Source organism: Snodgrassella sp. W6238H11 (assembly GCF_016100525.1).
GTDB lineage: Bacteria > Pseudomonadota > Gammaproteobacteria > Burkholderiales > Neisseriaceae > Snodgrassella > Snodgrassella alvi.
On the sequence record NZ_JACFSH010000001.1, the window covers coordinates 407,600 to 429,335 of the forward strand.

General features: G+C 36.4%; 22 protein-coding genes and 1 other RNA gene. 10 read left to right on the top strand and 13 right to left on the bottom strand.

Going from position 1 to position 21,736, the window contains the following annotated elements; translation table 11 throughout:
• Positions 1 to 79: 79 nt before the first annotated feature.
• From pheT to thrS, 6 genes are all read right to left on the bottom strand, one after another.
• Complete coding sequence (pheT, locus tag H3V00_RS01730; protein WP_198206593.1) at positions 80 to 2,437, bottom strand: phenylalanine--tRNA ligase subunit beta; 2,358 nt, start codon at positions 2,435 to 2,437, stop codon at positions 80 to 82.
• Between the two features lie 342 nt (positions 2,438 to 2,779).
• The gene (gene pheS / locus H3V00_RS01735; RefSeq protein WP_078474578.1) at positions 2,780 to 3,769 is read right to left on the bottom strand and encodes a phenylalanine--tRNA ligase subunit alpha; all 990 of its coding nucleotides are present in this window, start codon (positions 3,767 to 3,769) and stop codon (positions 2,780 to 2,782) included.
• Positions 3,770 to 4,045: 276 nt separating this feature from the next.
• Positions 4,046 to 4,402 carry a 50S ribosomal protein L20 gene (rplT, locus tag H3V00_RS01740; RefSeq protein WP_025330521.1) on the bottom strand — a complete coding sequence of 119 codons (357 nt, stop codon included), beginning with the start codon at positions 4,400 to 4,402 and terminating at the stop codon, positions 4,046 to 4,048.
• A gap of 12 nt (positions 4,403 to 4,414) precedes the next feature.
• Positions 4,415 to 4,612 carry a 50S ribosomal protein L35 gene (gene rpmI, locus H3V00_RS01745; RefSeq protein ID WP_025330522.1) on the bottom strand — a complete coding sequence of 66 codons (198 nt, stop codon included), beginning with the start codon at positions 4,610 to 4,612 and terminating at the stop codon, positions 4,415 to 4,417.
• A 287-nt stretch (positions 4,613 to 4,899) separates the two neighbouring features.
• Positions 4,900 to 5,418, bottom strand: coding sequence for a translation initiation factor IF-3 (infC, locus tag H3V00_RS01750; RefSeq protein ID WP_096765434.1), 519 nt, complete (start codon positions 5,416 to 5,418; stop codon positions 4,900 to 4,902).
• A gap of 22 nt (positions 5,419 to 5,440) precedes the next feature.
• The gene (gene thrS / locus H3V00_RS01755) at positions 5,441 to 7,348 is read right to left on the bottom strand and encodes a threonine--tRNA ligase (RefSeq protein ID WP_025330524.1); all 1,908 of its coding nucleotides are present in this window, start codon (positions 7,346 to 7,348) and stop codon (positions 5,441 to 5,443) included.
• A gap of 240 nt (positions 7,349 to 7,588) precedes the next feature.
• Between thrS and tgt the strand changes: the two genes are divergently transcribed.
• Both tgt and argH read left to right on the top strand, forming a co-directional pair.
• Positions 7,589 to 8,704: a tRNA guanosine(34) transglycosylase Tgt gene (tgt, locus tag H3V00_RS01760; protein WP_198206592.1), complete on the top strand. Its 1,116-nt coding sequence runs from the start codon at positions 7,589 to 7,591 to the stop codon at positions 8,702 to 8,704.
• Between the two features lie 123 nt (positions 8,705 to 8,827).
• Positions 8,828 to 10,210 carry an argininosuccinate lyase gene (gene argH / locus H3V00_RS01765; RefSeq protein WP_084552748.1) on the top strand — a complete coding sequence of 461 codons (1,383 nt, stop codon included), beginning with the start codon at positions 8,828 to 8,830 and terminating at the stop codon, positions 10,208 to 10,210.
• 169 nt (positions 10,211 to 10,379) lie between these two features.
• On the opposite strand, the gene H3V00_RS01770 is transcribed toward argH, so the two are convergent.
• From H3V00_RS01770 to H3V00_RS01790, 5 genes are all read right to left on the bottom strand, one after another.
• A complete protein-coding gene (locus H3V00_RS01770) occupies positions 10,380 to 11,114 on the bottom strand; it encodes a hypothetical protein (RefSeq protein WP_084552749.1) in 735 nt (244 codons plus the stop codon).
• 234 nt (positions 11,115 to 11,348) lie between these two features.
• Positions 11,349 to 11,597: a hypothetical protein gene (locus tag H3V00_RS01775; protein WP_198206591.1), complete on the bottom strand. Its 249-nt coding sequence runs from the start codon at positions 11,595 to 11,597 to the stop codon at positions 11,349 to 11,351.
• Between the two features lie 395 nt (positions 11,598 to 11,992).
• Positions 11,993 to 12,214, bottom strand: coding sequence for a hypothetical protein (locus H3V00_RS01780; protein ID WP_078474571.1), 222 nt, complete (start codon positions 12,212 to 12,214; stop codon positions 11,993 to 11,995).
• A gap of 443 nt (positions 12,215 to 12,657) precedes the next feature.
• Entirely contained in the window at positions 12,658 to 13,335 is a 678-nt protein-coding gene (locus H3V00_RS01785; protein ID WP_078474570.1) for a LexA family transcriptional regulator, read from the bottom strand.
• Between the two features lie 680 nt (positions 13,336 to 14,015).
• Complete coding sequence (locus H3V00_RS01790) at positions 14,016 to 14,633, bottom strand: LexA family transcriptional regulator (protein WP_084552753.1); 618 nt, start codon at positions 14,631 to 14,633, stop codon at positions 14,016 to 14,018.
• 378 nt (positions 14,634 to 15,011) lie between these two features.
• Between H3V00_RS01790 and H3V00_RS01795 the strand changes: the two genes are divergently transcribed.
• Complete coding sequence (locus H3V00_RS01795) at positions 15,012 to 15,440, top strand: hypothetical protein (RefSeq protein ID WP_084549689.1); 429 nt, start codon at positions 15,012 to 15,014, stop codon at positions 15,438 to 15,440.
• 490 nt (positions 15,441 to 15,930) lie between these two features.
• Here H3V00_RS01795 and H3V00_RS01800 read toward each other — a convergent pair whose 3' ends face one another.
• The gene (locus H3V00_RS01800; protein ID WP_084549710.1) at positions 15,931 to 16,521 is read right to left on the bottom strand and encodes a LexA family transcriptional regulator; all 591 of its coding nucleotides are present in this window, start codon (positions 16,519 to 16,521) and stop codon (positions 15,931 to 15,933) included.
• A 362-nt stretch (positions 16,522 to 16,883) separates the two neighbouring features.
• Between H3V00_RS01800 and H3V00_RS01805 the strand changes: the two genes are divergently transcribed.
• The 4 genes from H3V00_RS01805 (at position 16,884) to H3V00_RS01820 (ending at position 19,410) form a co-directional block, all read left to right on the top strand.
• Positions 16,884 to 17,786, top strand: coding sequence for a phage antirepressor N-terminal domain-containing protein (locus H3V00_RS01805; protein ID WP_198206590.1), 903 nt, complete (start codon positions 16,884 to 16,886; stop codon positions 17,784 to 17,786).
• Positions 17,787 to 18,088: 302 nt separating this feature from the next.
• Positions 18,089 to 18,577, top strand: a complete 489-nt coding sequence (locus H3V00_RS01810; RefSeq protein ID WP_078474179.1) for a hypothetical protein — start codon at positions 18,089 to 18,091, stop codon at positions 18,575 to 18,577.
• Between the two features lie 3 nt (positions 18,578 to 18,580).
• Positions 18,581 to 18,922: a hypothetical protein gene (locus tag H3V00_RS01815; protein ID WP_078474178.1), complete on the top strand. Its 342-nt coding sequence runs from the start codon at positions 18,581 to 18,583 to the stop codon at positions 18,920 to 18,922.
• A gap of 53 nt (positions 18,923 to 18,975) precedes the next feature.
• On the top strand, positions 18,976 to 19,410 hold the full coding sequence (locus H3V00_RS01820; protein ID WP_078474177.1) for a M15 family metallopeptidase: 435 nt from the start codon (positions 18,976 to 18,978) through the stop codon (positions 19,408 to 19,410).
• A gap of 466 nt (positions 19,411 to 19,876) precedes the next feature.
• Here the strand turns inward: H3V00_RS01820 and ssrA are convergent.
• Positions 19,877 to 20,237: a transfer-messenger RNA gene (gene ssrA, locus H3V00_RS01825) on the bottom strand.
• 311 nt (positions 20,238 to 20,548) lie between these two features.
• Here ssrA and H3V00_RS01830 point away from each other — a divergent pair.
• The 3 genes from H3V00_RS01830 (at position 20,549) to H3V00_RS01840 (ending at position 21,700) form a co-directional block, all read left to right on the top strand.
• Complete coding sequence (locus tag H3V00_RS01830) at positions 20,549 to 20,947, top strand: BPSL0067 family protein (protein ID WP_198206589.1); 399 nt, start codon at positions 20,549 to 20,551, stop codon at positions 20,945 to 20,947.
• Complete coding sequence (locus H3V00_RS01835) at positions 20,934 to 21,290, top strand: STY0301 family protein (protein WP_198206588.1); 357 nt, start codon at positions 20,934 to 20,936, stop codon at positions 21,288 to 21,290. Before H3V00_RS01830 ends, H3V00_RS01835 begins: the two co-directional genes overlap by 14 nt.
• A gap of 62 nt (positions 21,291 to 21,352) precedes the next feature.
• Entirely contained in the window at positions 21,353 to 21,700 is a 348-nt protein-coding gene (locus H3V00_RS01840; RefSeq protein WP_198231789.1) for an STY0301 family protein, read from the top strand.
• The last annotated feature ends 36 nt before the right edge of the window (positions 21,701 to 21,736 follow it).

Consider the following 21,736-nt stretch of genomic DNA (forward strand, 5'->3'; position numbering starts at 1 on the left):
GGGCATTATTATCCCTAAATTAGTTTTTGTTTTCAAGTATGTAAATTTTTAACTAGGTAAATTGCCCAGTTTGAATTTTTTAAGTACGTAATTGTGCACCAATTGTGGCTGCTGTATCAATGAGTTTTGTCATTATTTCTTCAACTTCTTCATCAGTTAAGGTTTGTTCTGTACTTTGTAAAATAATTTTGACCGCCAGACTTTTCGTATTTTCCGCCATGCCTTTACCGCGATAAACATCAAAAACAGATATTTCCTGAATGGCTGGATGTTTCACTGCAGACAGCGCATTGATCAGCTCTTCAGCAGTAGCCTGTTCGGAGATGATAAAGGCCAGATCACGCCGTACCGGTTGGAATTTAGATACTGGCTCATAAGTAATCCTGGCTTGTGCCAGAACAGCACTTAAATCAAGCTCAAATAAAACAGGCGACAAGGGCAGGTCGTATTTTTGTGTCCAGCGCGGATGCAATTCACCAATAACACCAACTACTTTATTATCAATGATAATCTCAGCAGTTCTGCCCGGATGAAGTGCAGGGTGCTGTGCTGCGCGATAATTTACTTTATGCGCACTTAACAGGCCTGCAACATCATTTTTGACATCATAGAAATCGGTGTTGCGAGTGGGTACTGCCCATTGCTCAGGATACACAGAACCATAAGCCAGACCGGCAATTTTTGTGGTTTGTGTATATTGCTGATTTTGTTTTTGAAATACACGTGCTACTTCAAATAATCTTACTCTGTTTTGTTTACGGTTCAGATTATTGTGTAATATTTCAATCAGGCCGCCAAACAGAGTAGAGCGCATAACGCTGAGCTGACTGGCTATCGGATTTAGTAAATGAATCGGATCAGTATTACCGGCCAGATCGCGTTCCCATGCTTCTTCTACAAATGCGTAGCTGACTACTTCCTGATAGCCGCTATTAGCCAGTTGATGGTAAACACTAAACAGTGGCTTTTGTGTTTCCGGCAAAGCTACCATATTCAATTTGCCATTGGTATGATCATTGGGAATATTTTCATAACCATACACGCGGCCAATTTCTTCTATCAGGTCAGCTTCGATTTCAATATCAAAACGGAAGCTGGGTGAGGTAACAATAAAGCCATCTTCACAAGCTTGTGGCTCCAGTCCTAAATGCTGCAGGATAATGGCAATTCTGGCTGAATCAATGGCAACGCCTAATACTTTTGCTACTCTTGCTGTACGTACTTTTACCTGTTTAACTGCAGGCAGATTACCGGTTGCTTCTGTAATTGCACCAATTTCACCGCCACAGATTTCTTTTATCAGCGTAGTTGCCCGTTCAATAGCTTGTTGTTGTAAATTAAAGTCCACTCCGCGTTCAAAACGGAATGATGAATCTGAACCGAATCCATACTGCCGTGCTTTTCCGGCAATGATATCCGGGGTAAACCATGCGCTTTCAATCACAACATTACGCGTACTGTCTGTTACTGAGCTGTCAACACCACCCATTAATCCGGCAATACTCAGAACCTGTTTTTCATCAGCTACTACCAGTGTGTTACTGCTTAGAGTTACGGTTTTATCATTGAGACATTCCAGTGTTTCACCTTCATGGGCACGCCGCACGATCAGTTTGCCGGAGATTTTATCTTCGTCAAACATATGCATTGGCTGGCCCAGCTCAAGCATGACATAGTTACCTATATCAACCAGAGGATTAATGCTACGCAGGCCACTGCGTTCGAGCCGCTGTTTTAACCATGCAGGCGTTACAGCATTAATATTAATTCCGCGAATTATCCGGCTGATAAAGCGGCCACAGTCTTCCGGTGCTTCGATGGTGACAGGCTGGCTGGCATCCAGTGTTGATGGATTAGTAACAATCTCTATTGGATTTTGTGGTTTCTGGGTTAAAGCACCTACCTCACGTGCTATGCCTTTTATACTCAGGCAGTCTGCTCTGTTAGGTGTGATTTTTAAGGTTTGCAGAGCATCATCCAGATTGAGATAATCGCGGATATTATTGCCGACTGGTGCGTCGGCAGGCAGAATCAGTAAGCCGTTTACTTCATCTTGTAAACCTAATTCTTTGGCAGAACACAGCATTCCGTTAGAGACTTGTCCGCGCATTTTTGTTGGTTTGATTTTGAAATCACCCGGTAAGACAGCACCAGCTAATGCACAGGGTACTTTGATTCCCGGTTGTACATTAGGAGCACCGCAAACGATTTGTATCAGTTCTCCTGTGCCGGCATCAACCTGTGTAATATTGAGACGGTCTGCATCCGGATGTTTGATTACAGATTTAACTTCGGCGATGACCACTCCTTGAAATGGAGGGGCAGCCAGGGTGGTTTCCTCTACTTCCAGTCCGGCCATGGTTAATAAATGTGCCAGCTCTTGTGCAGATAATTCAGGGTTAATCCATGAATATAACCAATTTTGAGAAAATTGCATGATGCTTCCAGTATATATTCTGTTTCGGTTTAATCCAAAAGTTCGGAGGCTGATTCAGGCATGCTCAGTGACACGATTATAAAGCCTTACAGACGCTTTTTTTTACTTTTGGAATTGATATCTTTGATTAATGAAATTAGTTCAGGTTACTTAATTGGACTAAATAATTTTCTGGCAGTTTCCGGTAGGTTAAATCTGAGAAATTCATTTTTAATGCGGTGTCCGGTATTCTGTACAATCAGTAATTGATAACTGGCTGAATGTAAAATCTAACTATTTAATCGCTATATTTACGGGTTTTAGTCCGCTCAGTATTACCTGTCAGTTACATAATCAGTAATCTTAATCCTGAAATTGTTTAAGAAAATTCAGGTCATTATCAAAAAACAGGCGTAAATCATTAATGCCATAGCGAAGCATGGCAAAGCGATCCAGACCGATGCCAAAGGCAAAACCTGTATATTTTTCTGCATCTATATTGACATTTTTTAATACATTGGGGTGTACCATGCCGCAGCCGCCTACCTCCAGCCAGCCGCGTTCACCCATGATGTCAATTTCTGCTGAAGGTTCTGTAAACGGGAAGAAGGAAGGGCGAAAACGTACCTGTAAATCATCGCGCTCAAAGAAACGGCGAATAAAGTCTGTAAAGACTGCTTTCAGATCGGCCATAGTAACGCCTTCTTCTATCCATAATCCTTCAGCCTGATGGAACATGGGAGAATGTGTTGCATCTGAATCGACGCGGTATACACGTCCGGGAGCAATAATGCGAATCGGAGGCTCTTTTTTATCCAGCATGTAACGAATCTGGATAGGAGATGTATGGGTGCGAAGTACGTTACCATTTTCTACATAAAAAGTGTCCTGCATAGCACGGGCCGGATGATTTGGCGGAATATTTAAAGCCTGAAAGTTATGAAAATCATCTTCTATTTCCGGTCCGTCTGCTACAGTAAAACCCATGCTATGAAACAGTTCTACTATACGCTGCAAAGTAAGGGTAACCGGATGCAAACCCCCGAGATTTTGTCCGCGTCCAGGCAGGGTGACATCCAGCGCTTCTGCCGCCAGTTGCTGCTGAAGTTTTGCCTCATTTAATGCATCACGTTGTCGGTTGTATGCGTCCTGAAATTGGTTTTTACACTCATTGATATGTGCGCCAGTTGTTTTGCGTTCTTCTGGCGACATTTTACCCAATGTTTTTAATAAAGCATTCAGTTCACCTGTTTTACCGAGATAGCGGGCTTTTACTAATTCTAATGCAGGTAAATCAATGGCTGAATTAACAGCAGCGATGCCTTCGGCAACGATGCGGTTGGCATTTTCCATAACAAGATTCTTTACTTAAAATATAATGAAAATATGTTTTGATGCTCTTTAGTTTTGCTGAATATGGCAGCTGTATTTTATCGATTACCGTATATCAGATCTTAAATGAGCTATATAACAATTTATAATAAAATATGTACTAAAAGATTATTTTAGCGCGAAATTCATCTGTTCAACAATGCTAAATATTGATGGAACAATGATGGAAATTTTTTACTAAAGCAGAAATACAAAAAAAGGAAACCGAAGTTTCCTTTTTGATAAGCTTTTTGTCTGTTAGGCCAAAGCAGCTTTTGCCTGTGCTGCCAATTGAGCAAATGCAGCCTGATCGAATACAGCCAGATCAGCCAGTACTTTGCGATCAATAACAATGGCAGCTTTTTTCAGGCCATTCATGAATTTGCTGTAAGACAAACCATTCTGACGGGCTGCTGCATTAATACGAACGATCCACAACTGACGGAACTGACGTTTACGCTGACGACGGTCACGGTAAGCATACTGACCGGCTTTCATTACTGCCTGTTTGGCAATGCGATAGACGTTTTTACGACGACCACGATAGCCTTTGGCTAACGCTAAAACTTTTTTATGACGTGCACGAGCGGTAACACCACGTTTTACGCGAGGCATAATTTAAACTCCTTAAGCGTAGGGTAACATTTTATGAACAGAAGCCATATCGCGTTCATTCACCATAGAGGTGCCACGCAATTGACGTTTGTTTTTGGTGGTTTTTTTCGTCAGAATGTGACGTTTGAACGCATGAGCGCGTTTTACACCACCGTTACCCAATACTTTAAAGCGTTTTTTCGCGCTTGATTTGGATTTCATTTTCGGCATGGGAAAACTCCATTGTTGTTTGATCAGGCGAGGGGTGGCTGAATTCAGCACTTTAACCCGCACACCACGGTTTTTGCCGCTTAAAATTTGATTCATGCACAGCGGCGATGCACAAGAAGCGGATTATAATATATCTGTACTGCTAAGACAATATAGCGTTAATAACTTATGACCAGATATATCCGGATTTGTTAAGTTATTATTTGTGTTTTTAATAAAATGAAAAGTCTCATTTTACTGAGATAAAATGAGACTTTTTTAAGACAGGCTGAAATTCCGGTTAATGATTATTTTTTCTTCGCTGCAATAATCATTACCATCTGGCGACCTTCCATTTTTGGAAACTGCTCAACGGTACCAATTTCGATTAAATCAGCCTGAATACGCTTGAGTAGTTCTGTGCCCAGATGCTGATGTGCCATTTCGCGTCCGCGGAAACGTAAGGTAACTTTTACTTTATCACCGTCAGTCAAAAAGCGAACAATGTTACGCAATTTAATCTGATAGTCACCTTCATCGGTACCAGGCCGGAATTTAATTTCCTTAACCTGTACCTGTTTCTGCTTTTTGCGTTGCTCGTCGCGTTTTTTGGATTGCTCGTATTTGAATTTACCGAAATCCATTAATTTGCAGACGGGCGGTTTGGCGGTGGGGGCAATTTCCACCAGATCCACATCGTGCTCTTCGGCCAGTTTCAGGGCTTGCTGAGTCGATACTACACCCAACTGTTCTCCAGTTGGACCAATCAAACGCACTTCTTTAATGGTGATTTCACCGTTGATGCGTGCTTCGCGTTCTTGAGCGATGGTCGTACTCCTTATTCACGGTTTAATGAAGAGACAAGGCTTCTTGTTTCAGCTGGCTAATGAATGTTTCAATATCCATCTGACCAAGATCTTCACCGCCGCGTTTGCGAACGGCAACCTTGTTGTCCTGTTTTTCTTTCTCGCCTATAACCAGTTGATAGGGTAGGCGTTGCGTACTGTTATCTCGGATTTTGTATCCAATTTTCTCATTACGCAAGTCTAAATGCACGCGGAACCCTTCTGCGGTTAATCGCGTGGCAAGTTGCTGACAATATTCGGTTTGTGCTTCAGTAATATTCATAATTACCATTTGTACAGGTGCCAGCCACAGTGGAAATGCACCTGCATGATGTTCAATCAGGATGCCGATAAAGCGTTCCAGTGAACCCAGAATGGCGCGATGCAGCATTACCGGACGGGCTCGTCCGTTTTCTTCTGTTACATATTCTGCACCCAGACGTTCCGGAAGAACGAAATCCAGCTGAATGGTACCGCATTGCCATGAGCGGCCTAATGCATCCTTAATATGGTACTCTACTTTAGGTCCGTAGAAAGCGCCTTCTCCGGGCAGTTCTTCCCAGGTTACACCACAGGCTGTCAGTGCATCACGCAGTCCTTGTTCAGCTTTGTCCCAGATGGCGTCAGAGCCAGCGCGCTTTTCCGGACGCAAGGATAATTTAACCGCTACATCATTGAATTCGAACTGACGGTAAATACGCATTACCAGCTCATTGAATGCTTTTGCTTCACTGACAATCTGATCTTCGGTACAGAATATATGCGCATCATCCTGAGTAAAGCCGCGTACGCGCATCAGGCCATGCAGGGCACCGGAAGGTTCATTACGATGGCAAGAACCAAATTCAGCGAGACGCAGCGGTAAATCACGATATGAGCGCAGCCCCTGATTAAAAATCTGGATGTGACCAGGGCAGTTCATGGGTTTTACAGCATAAACACGTTTTTCTGATTCAGTAATAAACATGTTTTCTTTGTAGTTATCCCAGTGACCGGATTTTTCCCATAATGTGCGATCCATAATCATGGGTGTTTTGATTTCCTGATAGCCGGCAGCAGACAGCTCGCGACGCATATGCTGTTCAATAACCTGCCACAGTGACCAGCCTTTGGGATGCCAGAATACCATACCCGGTGCTTCATCCTGCAAATGGAATAAATCCATTTGTTTTGCCAGTTTGCGGTGATCGCGTTTTTCTGCTTCTTCAATACGCTGGATGTAAGCATTCAGATCTTCTTTACTGGCCCAGGCTGTGCCGTAAATACGTTGCAGCTGTTCATTTTTAGCATCGCCGCGCCAGTAGGCACCTGAAAGCTTGGTCAGTTTGAAATTCTTGAGGAAGCGAGTATTAGGGACATGTGGTCCGCGACACATATCTACATATTCCTGATGGTAATACAGACCCATAGCTTTTTCATCGGGCATATCTTCAATCAGGCGCAGCTTATAATCTTCATGACGCTGCTTAAATACATTAATTACCTCTTCGCGAGGGGTAACTTTTTTAATTACATCATAATTTTGTGCAATCAATTCTTTCATGCGAGTTTCAATTGCAGCAATATCTTCGGGTGTAAATGGGCGCTCGTACCAGATGTCATAATAAAAGCCGTCTTCAATTACCGGCCCGATAACCATTTTGGCTTCCGGATACAATTGCTTAACAGCATGACCAACCAGATGTGCACAGGAGTGACGAATGATTTCGACACCTTCTTTATCTTTGGCTGTAATAATGCTGACTTGTGCATCTTCTGTTACCTGATCACATGTATCTACCAGTTTACCGTTAATTTTACCGGCAATTGCGGCTTTGGCTAAGCCTGCACCTATGGAAGCGGCAATGTCAGCTATGCTTAATGGCGCTTCAAACTGACGGACAGAACCGTCAGGCAGGGTGATGTTCAGCATGCATACTCCACAAACAACAGACCAGACTCGCTTGATACAAGTGAGAAAATCAAATGGCTGCTTTTGATTATATTTATAAGGGTAAATAGAAGCCAAAGTTACTTAAGTGCACTTTTGCTTCTGTCAAATAATTTATTTTAGCGATTTGGATTTTGCTTGGCAATGCTTGGTCGGCGAAATGTGGTGCTTTAGGCTATAATAATATATTCTGTCATAATTTTTGCCTCTGAATTATTTAATATGCTGAAATTTTCTTTAAAGCGCACGGATGGCTTTGCGCGTCGTGGTACTCTGGAGTTGAATCATGGTACGGTGGAAACACCAGTATTTATGCCGGTAGGAACATACGGTTCAGTTAAGGCTATGTCGCCGCGTAATCTGGAAGAAATCAAGGCACAGATTATTCTGGGCAATACTTTTCATCTGTGGCTCAGACCCGGACTCGATGTTATCCGTGATTTTGGCGGGTTACATGATTTTATTGGCTGGAACCGGCCAATACTGACAGACTCCGGTGGTTTTCAGGTATTTTCACTGGCACAAATGCGTAAGTTAACAGAAGAAGGCTGTACTTTCCGCAGTCCTATTAATGGCGACAAGCTGTTTTTGTCTCCTGAAATTTCTATGCAGATTCAGACGGTACTCAATTCAGATATTGTCATGCAGCTGGATGAGTGTCCTGACGGAAATGTAGATGCCAGAGAAGCCGAAAAATCTCTGCAAATGAGTTTGCGCTGGGCTGAACGCAGTAAAAATGAGTTTGAACGCCTGAATAATCCGAATGCTTTATTCGGTATTGTTCAGGGTGGAATGTACGAGGATCTGCGCGAACAATCACTGGCCGGACTGGAGGAAATTGGTTTTCCTGGATTATCTGTAGGCGGGCTGTCTGTGGGTGAGCCAAAACCTGAAATGTACCGTATTTTGCGTGCTATCGGACCTAAACTTCCGGCACATAAACCACATTATCTGATGGGAGTAGGTACACCTGAAGATTTGGTATACGGTGTGGCATGCGGCATTGATATGTTTGATTGTGTTATGCCTACCCGCAATGCGCGTAATGGCTGGCTGTTTACCCGTTTTGGTGATGTAAAAATCCGAAATGCCATATACCGGCATGACCAGCGTCCGCTGGACGAAAGCTGTGACTGTTACACATGTCGCAATTTCAGCAGGGCTTATCTGCATCATTTACAGCGTGTGGGTGAGATTTTGGGTGCACAGTTAAATACGATACATAATTTGCGCTATTATCAGATACTGACTGCAGAAATGTGTCTGGCTATTGAAGCTGGTAAATTCGAAGATTTTCAAACACGCTTTCATGCTGAGCGTGCCCGGGGTGTATTGTGATCAGAAAAAGCACGGTAGCGACTATTGTCTTTATATGATAGAGGCAAATGATGTCAGGCTAGTGGTTATAATCTGCAGTTAGTAAATTTTTTGAATATTGTTGAGTTATAGTGGAGAGCAAGTATGAGTGAAAAAGCCTGGTCAGGCCGTTTTCATGAACCGGTAAGTGAACTGGTTAAACAGTACACAGCATCAATAACTTTTGATAAACGTTTGGCACAATGTGATATTCAGGGTTCTCTGGCGCATGCACAGATGCTGCATCAGTCTGGCGTGCTTAGCGCAGAAGATCTTGCAGCAATTAAAACCGGTATGCAGGAAATCTTGGCAGAAATTGCTGCCGGTAAAATTGACTGGTCAGTAGATCTGGAAGATGTTCATATGAATGTAGAACATTTACTGACTCAGAAAGTAGGGGATGCCGGTAAACGTTTACATACTGGACGTAGTCGTAATGACCAGGTTGCTACAGATATTCGTTTGTGGCTGCGTGATGAAATAGACAGTATTGTTCTGTTAATTAAAGATTTACAATCTGCTTTGGTTGATCTGGCCGATAAAAATGCAGAGGTGGTGATGCCGGGCTTTACTCATATGCAGGTAGCTCAGCCTGTAAGCTTCGGCCACCATATGCTGGCATATGTGGAAATGCTGGGGCGTGATAGTGAACGGATGCTGGACTGCCGTCATCGTGTAAACCGTATGCCATTGGGTGCGGCTGCTCTGGCCGGAACGACATTTCCTATTCAACGCGAGATAACTGCTCAATTACTTGGTTTTGAAGAAATTTGCCAGAATTCTCTGGATGCAGTGTCTGATCGCGATTTTGCCATTGAGTTTACTGCTGCAGCATCCATTCTGATGGTACATCTTTCCCGTCTGAGTGAAGAATTAATTTACTGGATGAGTCCGCGTTTTGGCTTTATTGACATTGCCGACCGGTTCTGCACTGGTTCCAGTATCATGCCGCAGAAAAAGAATCCTGATGTACCTGAGCTTGTACGTGGAAAAAGCGCAAGAGTTGTAGGACATCTGATGGGGCTGATTACTTTAATGAAATCACAGCCACTGGCATACAACAAAGATAATCAGGAAGATAAGGAGCCGCTTTTTGATACAGTTGATACTTTGACAGATACTTTGCGTATTTACGCAGAGATGATGCGCGGTGTTAGCGTTAAACCTGCAAATATGCGTGCGGCAGTTTTGCAAGGTTTTGCAACAGCAACAGACCTGGCTGATTATCTGGTTAAAAAAGGTTTACCTTTTCGCGATAGTCATGAGGTCGTTGCACGTGCTGTCCGACTGGCAGAAGAGCAGCAACGGGAATTAAGTGAGTTACCGCTGGATATATTACAGTCTTTCTCCGGCTTGATAGAAGAAGACGTTTATCAGGTACTTTCTCCTGAGGGCAGTCTTCTTGCCCGTAATCATATTGGCGGTACTGCGCCGGTTCAGGTACGCGCACAGGTTGCTCGCTGGCGTCAGTATTTGCAGGCGGTTTAGCGTTTGTTAAACCAGCTTAGCTGGTTATGAGGATATTAAAAAACGGGTCAGATATTTTTGTCTGATTTATATTATTGGATTTAAATTCAGATTATCTCCTCTGAATAATTTGTCAGGATCAAACAGCCGGTATGCAGTGCATACCGGCTTAAAGTATTAATTCAGATAATTATATTTTTTTGGCTCTGAATACTATTGGTACAATTATTTTTATTGGTTTGTTTATATTTTTGATTTCTATTTGAATCTTAATACGATAGCTTATACTAATGAATTTTCCGTTTGAATCAAAATAGAAATCGCTTACCATTGGAAGAAATTGATATTCGAATTGATCTGAGTTATTTATAAAAAAATTATTTCTATCAGATAATGAAGCAGCTATATTCTTTACAGCAGCGTCTAACTCAAGTTTATATTTACTATCAGGATATGCTTTGTATAACCTTTCTTTTAATATCGTAGAAATATTCAGGTTATCAAGATATGTAGTATTATGTTTCAAGCTTGCAATATTATCTGTATTCAGCTTGAGCTGATATTTTGCCTTTAGCCTTTTGCCGTACTTGTCAACATTTACCTTTTTGAAAGCATTGGGATTAATTGCTGCATAACTGTCATAAATATTTACTTTTTTGAAGACACCTCGATCGGCGGCGTAGCTATCAGATGTATAATCGGGTAAATTTTTTAATAAATCTGATACAGAGATATCAGATATGGTTTCCTGTGAAATTGGTGGTTGAATATCCTTGTTATTTATCATCCGTTTATTGTCAGGTATGGTATCTGATGCATGAGTAGATGATTTTGTATCTAGTGAGTTTTCAATTATATGGCTACATGAAGTAACTATTTCTACAACTGCGAATATTAAAAAACATTTTTTAAATTTCAGCCACATAGAAATTCCTTTAAATTAAGAAGAATTCTGACAATTAATAAAACATATTATCATTATTTATATAAATTTTGCTTATATAATTTATTATTATATTTAAGATCAACAGTAATTAGTCTTATATCATGGATAGCATTTAATCAGTTGGGTTTATTTCATAGAAATTTACGATTATGTCATAAAGAATTTTAGCAGCTGATACAATGAATGTATTCATATATCTTTTTATTTATTTTATTATTCAATATTAGGGTAAAAGTAGTTGCGTAGTTGGGCAAGCATATTCAGATCTGCTATTAAAGCACTACAATCTGCATAGCCATATTGCTGTAATAGCAGCGGATTTATCCAATTCAGACGATTATCCAGGCGTTTACAAAGTTCTGTTTCTAAACAGGTGTTGGTAAATTTTTCACTATTTTGCCATACATAGTTAATCAGTTCCTCGTCTGTAAAATGGCGTAAAGTTATTTTATTGTTAATCATTACTATGCCTCTCATATAACAGCGCTTATAGGATTATATTCTTTACTGTTCATAACTTTTTTCTTATTTTTTTCCTCGTTTGATTTCCTCATGTTTCTCTTTATTAAATACTGACTATCACAATTTTTCAGATGATTAAAAGAATTTGATACTGATAAAGGTAGTCAAAAAATTAACCTACATGATAATCAATAATTTATCAATGTTTCTCCTTTGTAGACCTGCTTATGTGTTTTGGCAAATATACTATTTCATCATGCTTTTATTAATTAATAAATTAATATTTTTATGTATTTATTTAAATTCTTATTTATGTTTTAATCAAAATAAGGCAAGTGTATTAATTTTATTCAAATCTAATTTTATTATGTTCTCAGTACTTATAACAGTTGATTTTAGCCAGAAATGGTTATATCGATTGGTTCCCAATCATCACTATTTTTACAAGATAACCAACTAAGAGATGTGTCGCCGATGTTGTACTCATTTTCTTCAGTTGTAGAAATAACTACTCCATGGCTTTCAGAAAAAAATAAAACAATAAATCCATATTCCGGATCTCTGCGAGCTACCGGATATGTAATTCTCTCGCTTGAAGGTTTGACAATTTCCAACATAATTAGCTCCTTGAAAATATGATTAAGTGGTAGTAATAAAAAATTTGCTATTACCAAGTTCTAAAAACTGAAACATACTTATATGTGACAAATATGCTGTAGTTTTTAAACTCACTTTAATTCTGTTTTGGCTAAAGTCTATTTAGAAAATAATTAACAAATAAAATATACAAAAGTTATTTAACCTAAGTTTATGAAAAAGAGTAATTAGTTCCGTCATAAATTTCTTCCTTTTTAAAGTTTTGTTTAATGTTAAAGCCATTAGTTTCTTAACTTTTTCCATGTGTATATATTACAATTGTAATTAAATATTTGCAATCATTTTTGTGATAATTTAAGTGTAAATTTTATAATTATTTGATTATTATATGTTTTAAAGATTAATTTTGTGATTGAATGACGTAAAAAAAACCGCTATTGGATAGCGGTATGAATTTAGACTTTTAACCTCCTCGCCAGACCATCTTACCAAGCACTTTGAATTGATCATATGTTTCCTGTGTAACATGCATAGTTTCATAGTCACGATGATAGCTAATAATATCTATACCATTTTCTGTGTTGCGTAATTCTTTTATATATAATCTGTTTTTATAGATTATTGCATATACACCGCCATCTACAATTTCCAGATCATTTATGTTTAACAAAATTGTATCCATGTCATAGAGTAATGGCTCCATAGATTCGCCACGGACATACATTGCTTTAAGAGATGACTCATCAAGCCCCTTTCTTTGTAACCAGCTTTCTCTGAAAAGCAATTTATCTTGAGTATCACGAACTATCCAGGTTGCGTTACCCATACCTGCAGATAAACTAATATCATAATATGGAATCTTCACATATGCCCCAATACTGTTACTAATATTTTTGTCAGAATAACTACCAATTTCAGAGGATAACGGAACGACGCTTAAGTCCTTTACACCGTTTAATAAGTAATTCGGTGTGGTATCAAGAACCTCTGCAAGCTCTATGATTTTTTTGGTGCTTTTATTTCTGCCTGTTTCAATTTGAGCTATTGTACTTTGTGGAACGCCTGCCATTTTTGCTAATTTAGCCTGTGAAAGATTTTTACCCTCACGAAGCTTAGCCAGACGTTCGCCGAATGTGGTCATGGATCACTTTCTGAATAAAAGTCAAAATTTATCACATTTGTAATAATGCTTCAATAGCCTAATTTTATCATTTATTTAATATAAATTTATATGAAGATTTGTTTATAATTCATCATAAATGAGCGGTTATATTATATTTTAAAGTGTTATCGAATTTATTATAGGCTTCAGATTTGTTATCAAATATTGGCTTAATTATAATCCCATCACATTTTATTAAAAATAGTAACAACTATGCTATATGCTACTATTAATATTTAGAGCTATATATTAACTAGTAAAGTATTAAGAGTTAATTAGAGCTAGTATGGTCATAATTACGAATAAAAAACGCTGCACAAATTTGTTATAAATAATTCAATTCTTAAGTGATAATTGGTTCATTTATTTTGCTATAAAAATAATATTTTGATTTTAAATATTTATTGTAAAATTAAAATTTATTAACACATAATAAGTCGGAATTAATTTTACGCATTGTGCTGATTTATATTAAACTGATTTGCAGAAAATATGAATTTATATGAATAAAATTCATTTTAATTAATCTTGATTTTTTCAGAATGGTAGGGGATAATTCCCTTGGTTCCAAAATATCTAAGTTAGTAATAAATATTTTTCTATGTTTATTCATTTAATGCTATAAGTATTCAAAAACTAGCAATAAACAAGTCAAATTCTTAGACATATATTTTAAATTTTTCTATGACAACCCCGCAAATATAAAAGTTATCAGACATTTTAATAATCGGGTAGCGATTATTAAGTGGTTTCAAATAATGATAGCTACCCTCACAGATATACTGCTTAAACATGGCTTCGTTGTCATTTTCACGCACAATAACAAAACAGCCATCTTTTACAGAATGCTCTGGATCAACAATAATTCTGTCGCCTGCGGTAAATTCAGGTTCCATGCTGTCACCTTTAATTTCAAGTGCAAATGCATGATTGCCGGGTTTGCGTAGTGTCGGTACCCAGATAATATTGCTTTCTGTTAAAGCATTTTTGTCCAGCTGTTTGGTAGCATCTATCCATGATAGTAAAGGCACTTTATAACCATTAAACAAAATTTCGTTAGTTTCAAATGAACCAATACCAAAATGCTCAGGTTGAACAACATCGGCAAAATATGAAACCAGCTTGTCAATATGTGTTTTATCTACACGACCAGTCTGGATCCAACTAGTTACTGAAGGCGGCTTGATTCCAAATGCACGAGCTACATCCGCTTTGCGGACACCTTTGAGTTCAATCGCCGATTTAATAGCCTCACCTAATTTTTTACCAGTATACATAATTAACCCTTAGTTTTTACCTAATCTTATTTAGTGGTTGCATAATTAGGCAATGATTTGCATTTTATTAGTTATTGGCTTATTATTATGACAATTTTGATAGATAATTACGGTTTTTATTAATCATAATCAATTTTATGTAAGGCATAAGCAAAGATATTTATTAAATTATATGAAAATATAAATGCATAATCTAATCAATAAGGAATATTTATAATATAAAAGAGGAATCAAATGATTTTGCAAAAAAATTTTTAACCAATATTTAATCTGAGAATATATTTTAAATATTAATGCCTAATTAAAAATATATAATAAATTAAAATATTTATTATAAAATTAAATTAATTAGCATATTTATTAAATTAAGGTATATCTATGAAAGACTATAAATTTGAAGTAGATCTGGCGGAAAATGTATTGCGTGCTTATGAATATTGCATGAGAGATACAATCAAAAAAGGACATTGCCGAAGTATAGAGTGGAAATATCAGGCACAGACATCTAAAAAAAATGTTCAGCAGACACTTTATCCTACTTATCAGCCAGAAGTGTATGATATGGTAAAAGCATCTATGGGAAATCTGTTTTACAAGAATCGTGAAGCTTTTGCTTTATTATCCAGTAAGTACTGTAAATTAAGTCCCTTATATAAACGCCAGAATCAAAATACAATCAAACGTAATCAGCGTAGACGTTATTCCAGTAAGGACTGGAATGAGTCAATTGAACAAAGTTTGTGGCTTTTTTGGCAAGAAATGAAAACACAACCAGATTTTGAAAAATATTTTCGGTTTTCTTCTTGACAATTATATTACAAAGATTATAATACATTTATATTTTATAGGTATGCTTAACCTTAAACAGCTGATGATTAAAGTTCCCGAAAGGGAGCTTTTTTGCGTCTTGAGATAGTGTTTTTCACTTCCTTTTACTATTAAGATAAATTTTATATTTCATTATTGAATGAGTAAAATTAAAGCAGGTTTATAGCTCAGTTTATATTTTAATTTTAAATTATTATTTAATTAATCATTTTTGTATTCAATTTTAATTTTACATTTATATATTAATAAATTGAAATTAAATATTTTTAAATAGATTAAATTCCTGTATTTTAGAGTGTATGGTATATAAATGTTGAAATTTTCAATTTATTAGTAAATTATAAAAATTTACTTGTTAATATTTTTAGAATCTTATATTTATATATTAAGTCAAATGCACATTTCTGGCACTCGACTTAATATCTGATGAAAGCATTTATTATTGATATTGAGGTTGTAATTAAAGAGTTTATAAAAAGCCTCCTCTGTAAATGATTTGGCCGATTAATTCGATATCTTTTAATGTTACAGTTTCATCTGGATATTCATAGGAATTATAGCTTTTAATACGTATTCGCTGTTCAGGTAGGTTTTGCAGAATTTTGATTCTGAATAAATTACCTTGATTAAAAGCATAGATTTTTCCATCTATTAATTTTTTCTGCGAAGTATCAACTATGAGTTTATCTCCATCATTTAAAAGATTTTGCATTGAATTACCACTCATGATGACATAGAACAGATTATCCATATGAAATTTATGGGCAGTTATATCAGTTTTTAAAATAGTAATATGAGTATTCTCTGAATTTGCAGTTTGTTGAAATAAAGGTGGTATAGTTAAATAACTATTTTGATTATCTTTAGAAGGCGCTAATGATTCAATATTGTGAAAATCAAGTATTTTCATAATTTTATTCATTGTATCTACCCTGGGTATAACTTTGCCCAGCTCATATCTGGATATTAAAGACGGGGTAATACAGGCTTTTTGAGCCAGTTCTTTTTGGGAAAGTCCCGCAGCCAGTCTGGCATTTTTTAGTTGATTAGCAAATTTCATAATATAAGCATAATTGATTAATAGTGGAAAAATAATAATGAATGATAAAATATGGCACTAAAAGACCATAAAGTGCTTGTAATTATCTTTTATAAATTTTAATATAGCCATATATGGTTATTTTGATAACCAATTAAGGTTATATTACCTTAAACTTACATAGAGTTAAAACAGCTATTCAACTTATTATATAGCTTTTGTAAATATATTTTATTAAGTATTGGTTAATTTGTATAAGGTTAAAATTGAATAAATTAAATTTAGATACATAGAATTTATTTTTAAAAAGGAAAATACCTCAAAGGCTGCCACCTATGAGGTATTAGATAAACAAAACCCAAGACTAATTTAAGGAGTTTTGAATGGATAATAATATCACATTTGTTTCTTTTCATGGGAGTAGTTTGGCCACTGTCAAGGTCAAAAATACTATTTACGTTTGCATGAAATCCGTGGTGCAGGGGATTGGACTGGATTGGTCAACCCAGCATCGTAAATTAAAAGGCTGCTACCAAAAATATGGTTGTGGATTTTTATCTATACCAATCAAAAGCGGCACAAAAAAAATTCTGGTTATTCCGTTAAAAAAACTGACAAACTGGTTGCAAAGCATTAATCCGAAAAAAGTAAAAGACAGTTTGAAGGAATTGGTTGGGGTGTATCAGAATGAGTGTTCTCAAGCCATTCATTCACATTGGCGTAAATCAAGAGTAGCTAAAAAGCGTGGCCGACCTGGATTAGTTAAAGAAAATGGCGCTTCTGGATTGTTGCCGGCACAGATTACCATGATCAAGACTTTGCACAAACAGCTGGTAATGTCTGTTGAACCTGAAAAACAGACTGAACTGGCTATGACATTATGGCAGGCTGTACGCACACGTTATGGTGTCAGCTATGAAAAAGTCCCGTCATCTAAATTTATTGATGTAATTTGCCTTTTAAGCCGGGTCGCTGTTAAAAAAGTTAATTTTAACAGTAAGGAAGTTACTAAAGATTGTTCAGATGAAATTCATGTTTCGGTGCAAAGTCTGATAAATTTATATGAATCATTTGTTTGTTCTCAGAAAATGCGTTTGATGTATGAACATTTATTACCTGCTTTCCGTATCCTGGGTAGTAAATATGAATCTCAGATTCATGAATTTGGCTATGGTATGGATAGCATTTTTAATAAATGTCATAAAGCTTTCTTACCTTTATTTGAAAAAATACCGGATTCTCCTGCCAAGGAATCAGCACGGGAATACCTGGCTAAATTGATGTAAACATTCAGGCTGAAGAAGTATTTTAATTTTTACTGAGTTTTAGCCATGCTTTATAAAATTAAAGGTATGGCTAATTTGCTGTTAAAGATATCTCGCAATATTACAAACGATTTAAATCAGAATTATGAATATAAAATATAGTTTTATATTATTTAATTGTATTTTAAATTTCATAAAAGATTAAAAATATATTGGAAGATATTTGTTTATATTTATGATTATAAATAGATATTTATAAATTATTGGTATTAAAGCCGGCTTTTAGCCGGTTTTTTTGTTTTTGAGGATTTGATGGAAGATTTATGAAAAATGTGGAATTGGTATTTCAATTACTTTATTCACTGTTAGATTTAAGATTTTTACCAGATAAATTACAAAGATGGTTGTTTGATACAGGTACAAGAGTGATTACTGTTACCAGTGCGCTGGTTATGATAGGTTTTGCTGGCATATTTATTTTGGGTGGCAGCGAAGTTTTTCATTTGAAACTGTATAAAGGTTTTTTGCTATTGCATCCTTTAACTCTGTCTGTGTTGCTGATAGGTGTGGCTTTAACACAGCTGGTTATTGCAATATTTAAGTCTAATCGGTGCAGTGTATTGTCTGGATATTTGCTGATTTTTTCAGCACTAATATGGGCTGTAATTTCAGCTACTTTCTGGGCCTCTTATCCACCATTAACAACTGGGATGACAACTTATCCTGTGCTGGCTGTGGTATGTGCTCTGGCCGGGAGAAATTTGATCAACTACGCTAAACGGATTGAAGATTCTAAATATAAAGGACGATAAAGTATGGAGTTTTTAAAAGATGCTTTTTCCGTCTGTATTTTATTTGCGCTGGTAGGTGGGCTGGCTGGTTCTTTACTGGTTACAGATTACAAACGTTATGGTTGGTTTATGACAATTTTATTTGTCTTGTTGGGAATGATTTTTGCAGCGGCAATAACTGATTATTTTTTTCCACAGAATCATCCATGGCTTTTTGCCGGAGTTGGTGTATTTGCAGGAATGTCAACTACATCGTTTCTTGATGCATTTAAAGCTGCTGCACCGAAACTGGCACAACGCATAATGAATATTGTTAGTAAAAAAGCAGAAGAGTTTGTTGGTAGTGATAAATCAACAAAAGAATAAACATAAATATAAATTAAGCAGCCTTTGGGCTGCTTTTTTTTTGGGTGATAAATATGTATAAATTAAGTAATCGATCCTTACAGCGTTTGTATGGAGTCAATTGCAGCCTGACCAACGTGGTAAAGCGGGCTATACAGATAACAAATCAGGATTTTATGGTAACTGAAGGGGTGCGTTCGCGTGAGCAATGTTGTATTAATTATGGTAAGGGGCGAACCGCACAACAATGCAGCCAGAAAGGAATACCGGTAAAATATGCTCAGCCAAATTTAAGTAAGGTGACCTGGTTAAATAATCCTTATGCCAGTAAGCATGTTACAGGCAAAGCTGTGGATCTGGTTCCATATCCTGTTGACTGGACTGATTTGAACAAATTCCAGACTATTGCGCTGGCAATGAAGCAAGCGGCTGCTGAACTTGGAGTGAAGATAATCTGGGGCGGAGACTGGAAAACCAGTAAGGATTATCCTCATTTTGAAATTTTATAAATATTTTTATAATTATAGCGATAATTTATCTGATTTAAATTATTTTTTGCTTTTATAAGATAAAAAGATCAGATTAAATCAGTTGATTAAAGTCTTTTGTATATAAAAATAATTATAAACGATATATTTTTTTGGTAACAGTAAGTCTATTTTTGTTTAATAATATAATTTTGTTTATTAGTTTATTGGATAAAAGGTTAGCAAGATTAATTATATAATTTATTTTTTTAAAATTACCAATAATAATTTTTAATTAATTAAAAATTATTATTGACTAAATCTTAAAATATGTTATAATTATTAAAAATTAACAGGTATGCTTAACCTTAAACAGCTGATTACACAAGTTCCCGGAAGGGAGCTTTTTTGCATTTTAAAGAAATGAAATTTTATGTTTATATTTTTTGACAGGTTGTTATACAGATGTTTAGAAATTAGAAAGAATTTGAAATAAAAAAAGAAAGATTGGTGGAGGCGGGGGGGATCGAACCCCCGTCCGAAAGTCCTCTACAGAGCGATCTACATACTTAGTCTTGCCAACTTCGAATCTTATTCACAAACCGCCGACAGACAGGCTGTTTGTAAACCAGTTGCCATAAATCTTATTTAATGTCAGGCAACACGACATTAAACCAGCCAATGTGAATGTCGTTGCGGTGAGTTTCCTCACACGGCCCATTGGCGAACCGCTGCAACGTTTAGCCTTAAGCGGCTAAAGCGTAAGTTTCGTCGTTTGCGACTATATAAATTCAGTGTTTAACGGGAATCTGAGACCCCGGTATGCACGCATCTGCTTTGCAACCCCCGTCGAAACCAAGGTCGCCCCCAGATGGTTTGGCTATTATACTTTTTTTTGGTGATTTTGCATAGTCATCTATGCTATCGGTTCTTTTCCCTGGAAAATAATCTTCACTTCAAAAAAAATGATAAATTATATTGATAATTTTTATTATTTAATAAAACAACAATCTAAGAAACGTTTATTCTGTGTTATTCTTATAAGTTAAAGATTCAAATTTTCAAATATTAAAAAATAACAATATATTGCAATATAATTACTTTACCAATATAATTAGAAAAGTATTGAAATATTTTGTAAATTAACAAAAATTACGAGAATATATTTAAAGGATTATATATGCCTTATATTGTTGCGAATCTGAATGAAGTTAAGGAAATTGCTGATAAAAATAATAAATTAAAAGAATCGGAGATTAAGAAGCTTGGTAAATGGGTTGGAGAATCACGTGAATGTGTTGCTGTAGTGAAATATTTTGCAAAAGCACCTCATACTTCTCTTTGGAAAAAAGGCGCCAGAGTTAAAGGAAACACTAGTATTAAACCTGGTACTGCTATAGCAACATTTAATAGTAACGGTAAATTTAAAGGTCATGCGGCAATTTATATTAGTCAAACAGCTACCGCTATTAATGTTTATGATCAATGGAATACCGTACCTTTACATACTCGCCCGATCGAATTTAGAGGCTGGGGCTATCCTTCTAATGACGGGGATCAATTTTATGTTATTGAATAAACAAAAAAATGCGATATTATTTTCAATCTATTTTCTTGGTCTAATTTCGTTTAATTGCTATGCCCAGACTCCTGTTGTGAGTTGTCCGTCATCTTTTTCTGACGCACATGGTGTTCATAAGCTTGATGAAGTTTATGCATATGATGGTCCAGTATGTATGAAGGTATCATTAGTACCTGAGTATAAAAAAAACAAACAAGTATGGGATTTAGATGCATTAAGGGATCCTTCGTTAGTTTGTACGTATGAAAATACTGAACATTACGTTGTTATTAATGCGAAGGGGGCAGCTTATTGTGAAAAAACAAATGCACCAGTAGAAGTAAAATGTATGCCTAGATAATTTTTATAAATCATCAAAGAAGTCTTTAAGATTTACTTATGATTAGCATGAATTTTATACTATTGAATACTCGAAAATTGCCTCAGTATTTTTTGGCTTTATTTTTTAATATTTTATCAATTTATTGTCTAGCTCAGACTCCTGTTGTGAGTTGCCCGTCAACATTTTCTGACGGGCATGGTGTTCATAAGCTTGATGATGTTTATGCATATGATGGTCCAGTATGTATGGATTTATCATTAGTACCTGAGTCTAAAAAAAATAAAGAAATATGGGATTTAGATACATTAAGGGAACCTTCATTAGTTTGCACGTATGAGAATACCCGTCATTACGTTGTTCTTAATGTGAAGGAAGCAGCTTATTGTGAAAAAACAAATGCACCAGTAGAAGTAAAATGTATGCCTTGATAATTTTTATAAATCATCAAAGGCTTTAAAGATTTA

Excerpts from the sequence above, each read along its gene's own strand:
- H3V00_RS01770 (WP_084552749.1), bottom strand. The coding sequence starts at position 11,114 with ATGTGGCTGAAATTTAAAAAATGTTTTTTAATATTCGCAGTTGTAGAA.
- H3V00_RS01785 (WP_078474570.1), bottom strand. The coding sequence starts at position 13,335 with ATGACCACATTCGGCGAACGTCTGGCTAAGCTTCGTGAGGGTAAAAAT.
- H3V00_RS01810 (WP_078474179.1), top strand. The coding sequence starts at position 18,089 with ATGAAAAATGTGGAATTGGTATTTCAATTACTTTATTCACTGTTAGAT.
- H3V00_RS01780 (WP_078474571.1), bottom strand. The coding sequence starts at position 12,214 with ATGTTGGAAATTGTCAAACCTTCAAGCGAGAGAATTACATATCCGGTA.
- H3V00_RS01800 (WP_084549710.1), bottom strand. The coding sequence starts at position 16,521 with ATGAAATTTGCTAATCAACTAAAAAATGCCAGACTGGCTGCGGGACTT.
- H3V00_RS01815 (WP_078474178.1), top strand. The coding sequence starts at position 18,581 with ATGGAGTTTTTAAAAGATGCTTTTTCCGTCTGTATTTTATTTGCGCTG.
- argH (WP_084552748.1), top strand. The coding sequence starts at position 8,828 with ATGAGTGAAAAAGCCTGGTCAGGCCGTTTTCATGAACCGGTAAGTGAA.
- H3V00_RS01830 (WP_198206589.1), top strand. The coding sequence starts at position 20,549 with ATGCCTTATATTGTTGCGAATCTGAATGAAGTTAAGGAAATTGCTGAT.
- H3V00_RS01820 (WP_078474177.1), top strand. The coding sequence starts at position 18,976 with ATGTATAAATTAAGTAATCGATCCTTACAGCGTTTGTATGGAGTCAAT.
- H3V00_RS01805 (WP_198206590.1), top strand. The coding sequence starts at position 16,884 with ATGGATAATAATATCACATTTGTTTCTTTTCATGGGAGTAGTTTGGCC.
- H3V00_RS01790 (WP_084552753.1), bottom strand. The coding sequence starts at position 14,633 with ATGTATACTGGTAAAAAATTAGGTGAGGCTATTAAATCGGCGATTGAA.
- H3V00_RS01795 (WP_084549689.1), top strand. The coding sequence starts at position 15,012 with ATGAAAGACTATAAATTTGAAGTAGATCTGGCGGAAAATGTATTGCGT.
- H3V00_RS01775 (WP_198206591.1), bottom strand. The coding sequence starts at position 11,597 with ATGATTAACAATAAAATAACTTTACGCCATTTTACAGACGAGGAACTG.
- pheT (WP_198206593.1), bottom strand. The coding sequence starts at position 2,437 with ATGCAATTTTCTCAAAATTGGTTATATTCATGGATTAACCCTGAATTA.
- rpmI (WP_025330522.1), bottom strand. The coding sequence starts at position 4,612 with ATGCCGAAAATGAAATCCAAATCAAGCGCGAAAAAACGCTTTAAAGTA.
- thrS (WP_025330524.1), bottom strand. The coding sequence starts at position 7,348 with ATGCTGAACATCACCCTGCCTGACGGTTCTGTCCGTCAGTTTGAAGCG.
- tgt (WP_198206592.1), top strand. The coding sequence starts at position 7,589 with ATGCTGAAATTTTCTTTAAAGCGCACGGATGGCTTTGCGCGTCGTGGT.
- pheS (WP_078474578.1), bottom strand. The coding sequence starts at position 3,769 with ATGGAAAATGCCAACCGCATCGTTGCCGAAGGCATCGCTGCTGTTAAT.
- H3V00_RS01835 (WP_198206588.1), top strand. The coding sequence starts at position 20,934 with ATGTTATTGAATAAACAAAAAAATGCGATATTATTTTCAATCTATTTT.
- rplT (WP_025330521.1), bottom strand. The coding sequence starts at position 4,402 with ATGCCTCGCGTAAAACGTGGTGTTACCGCTCGTGCACGTCATAAAAAA.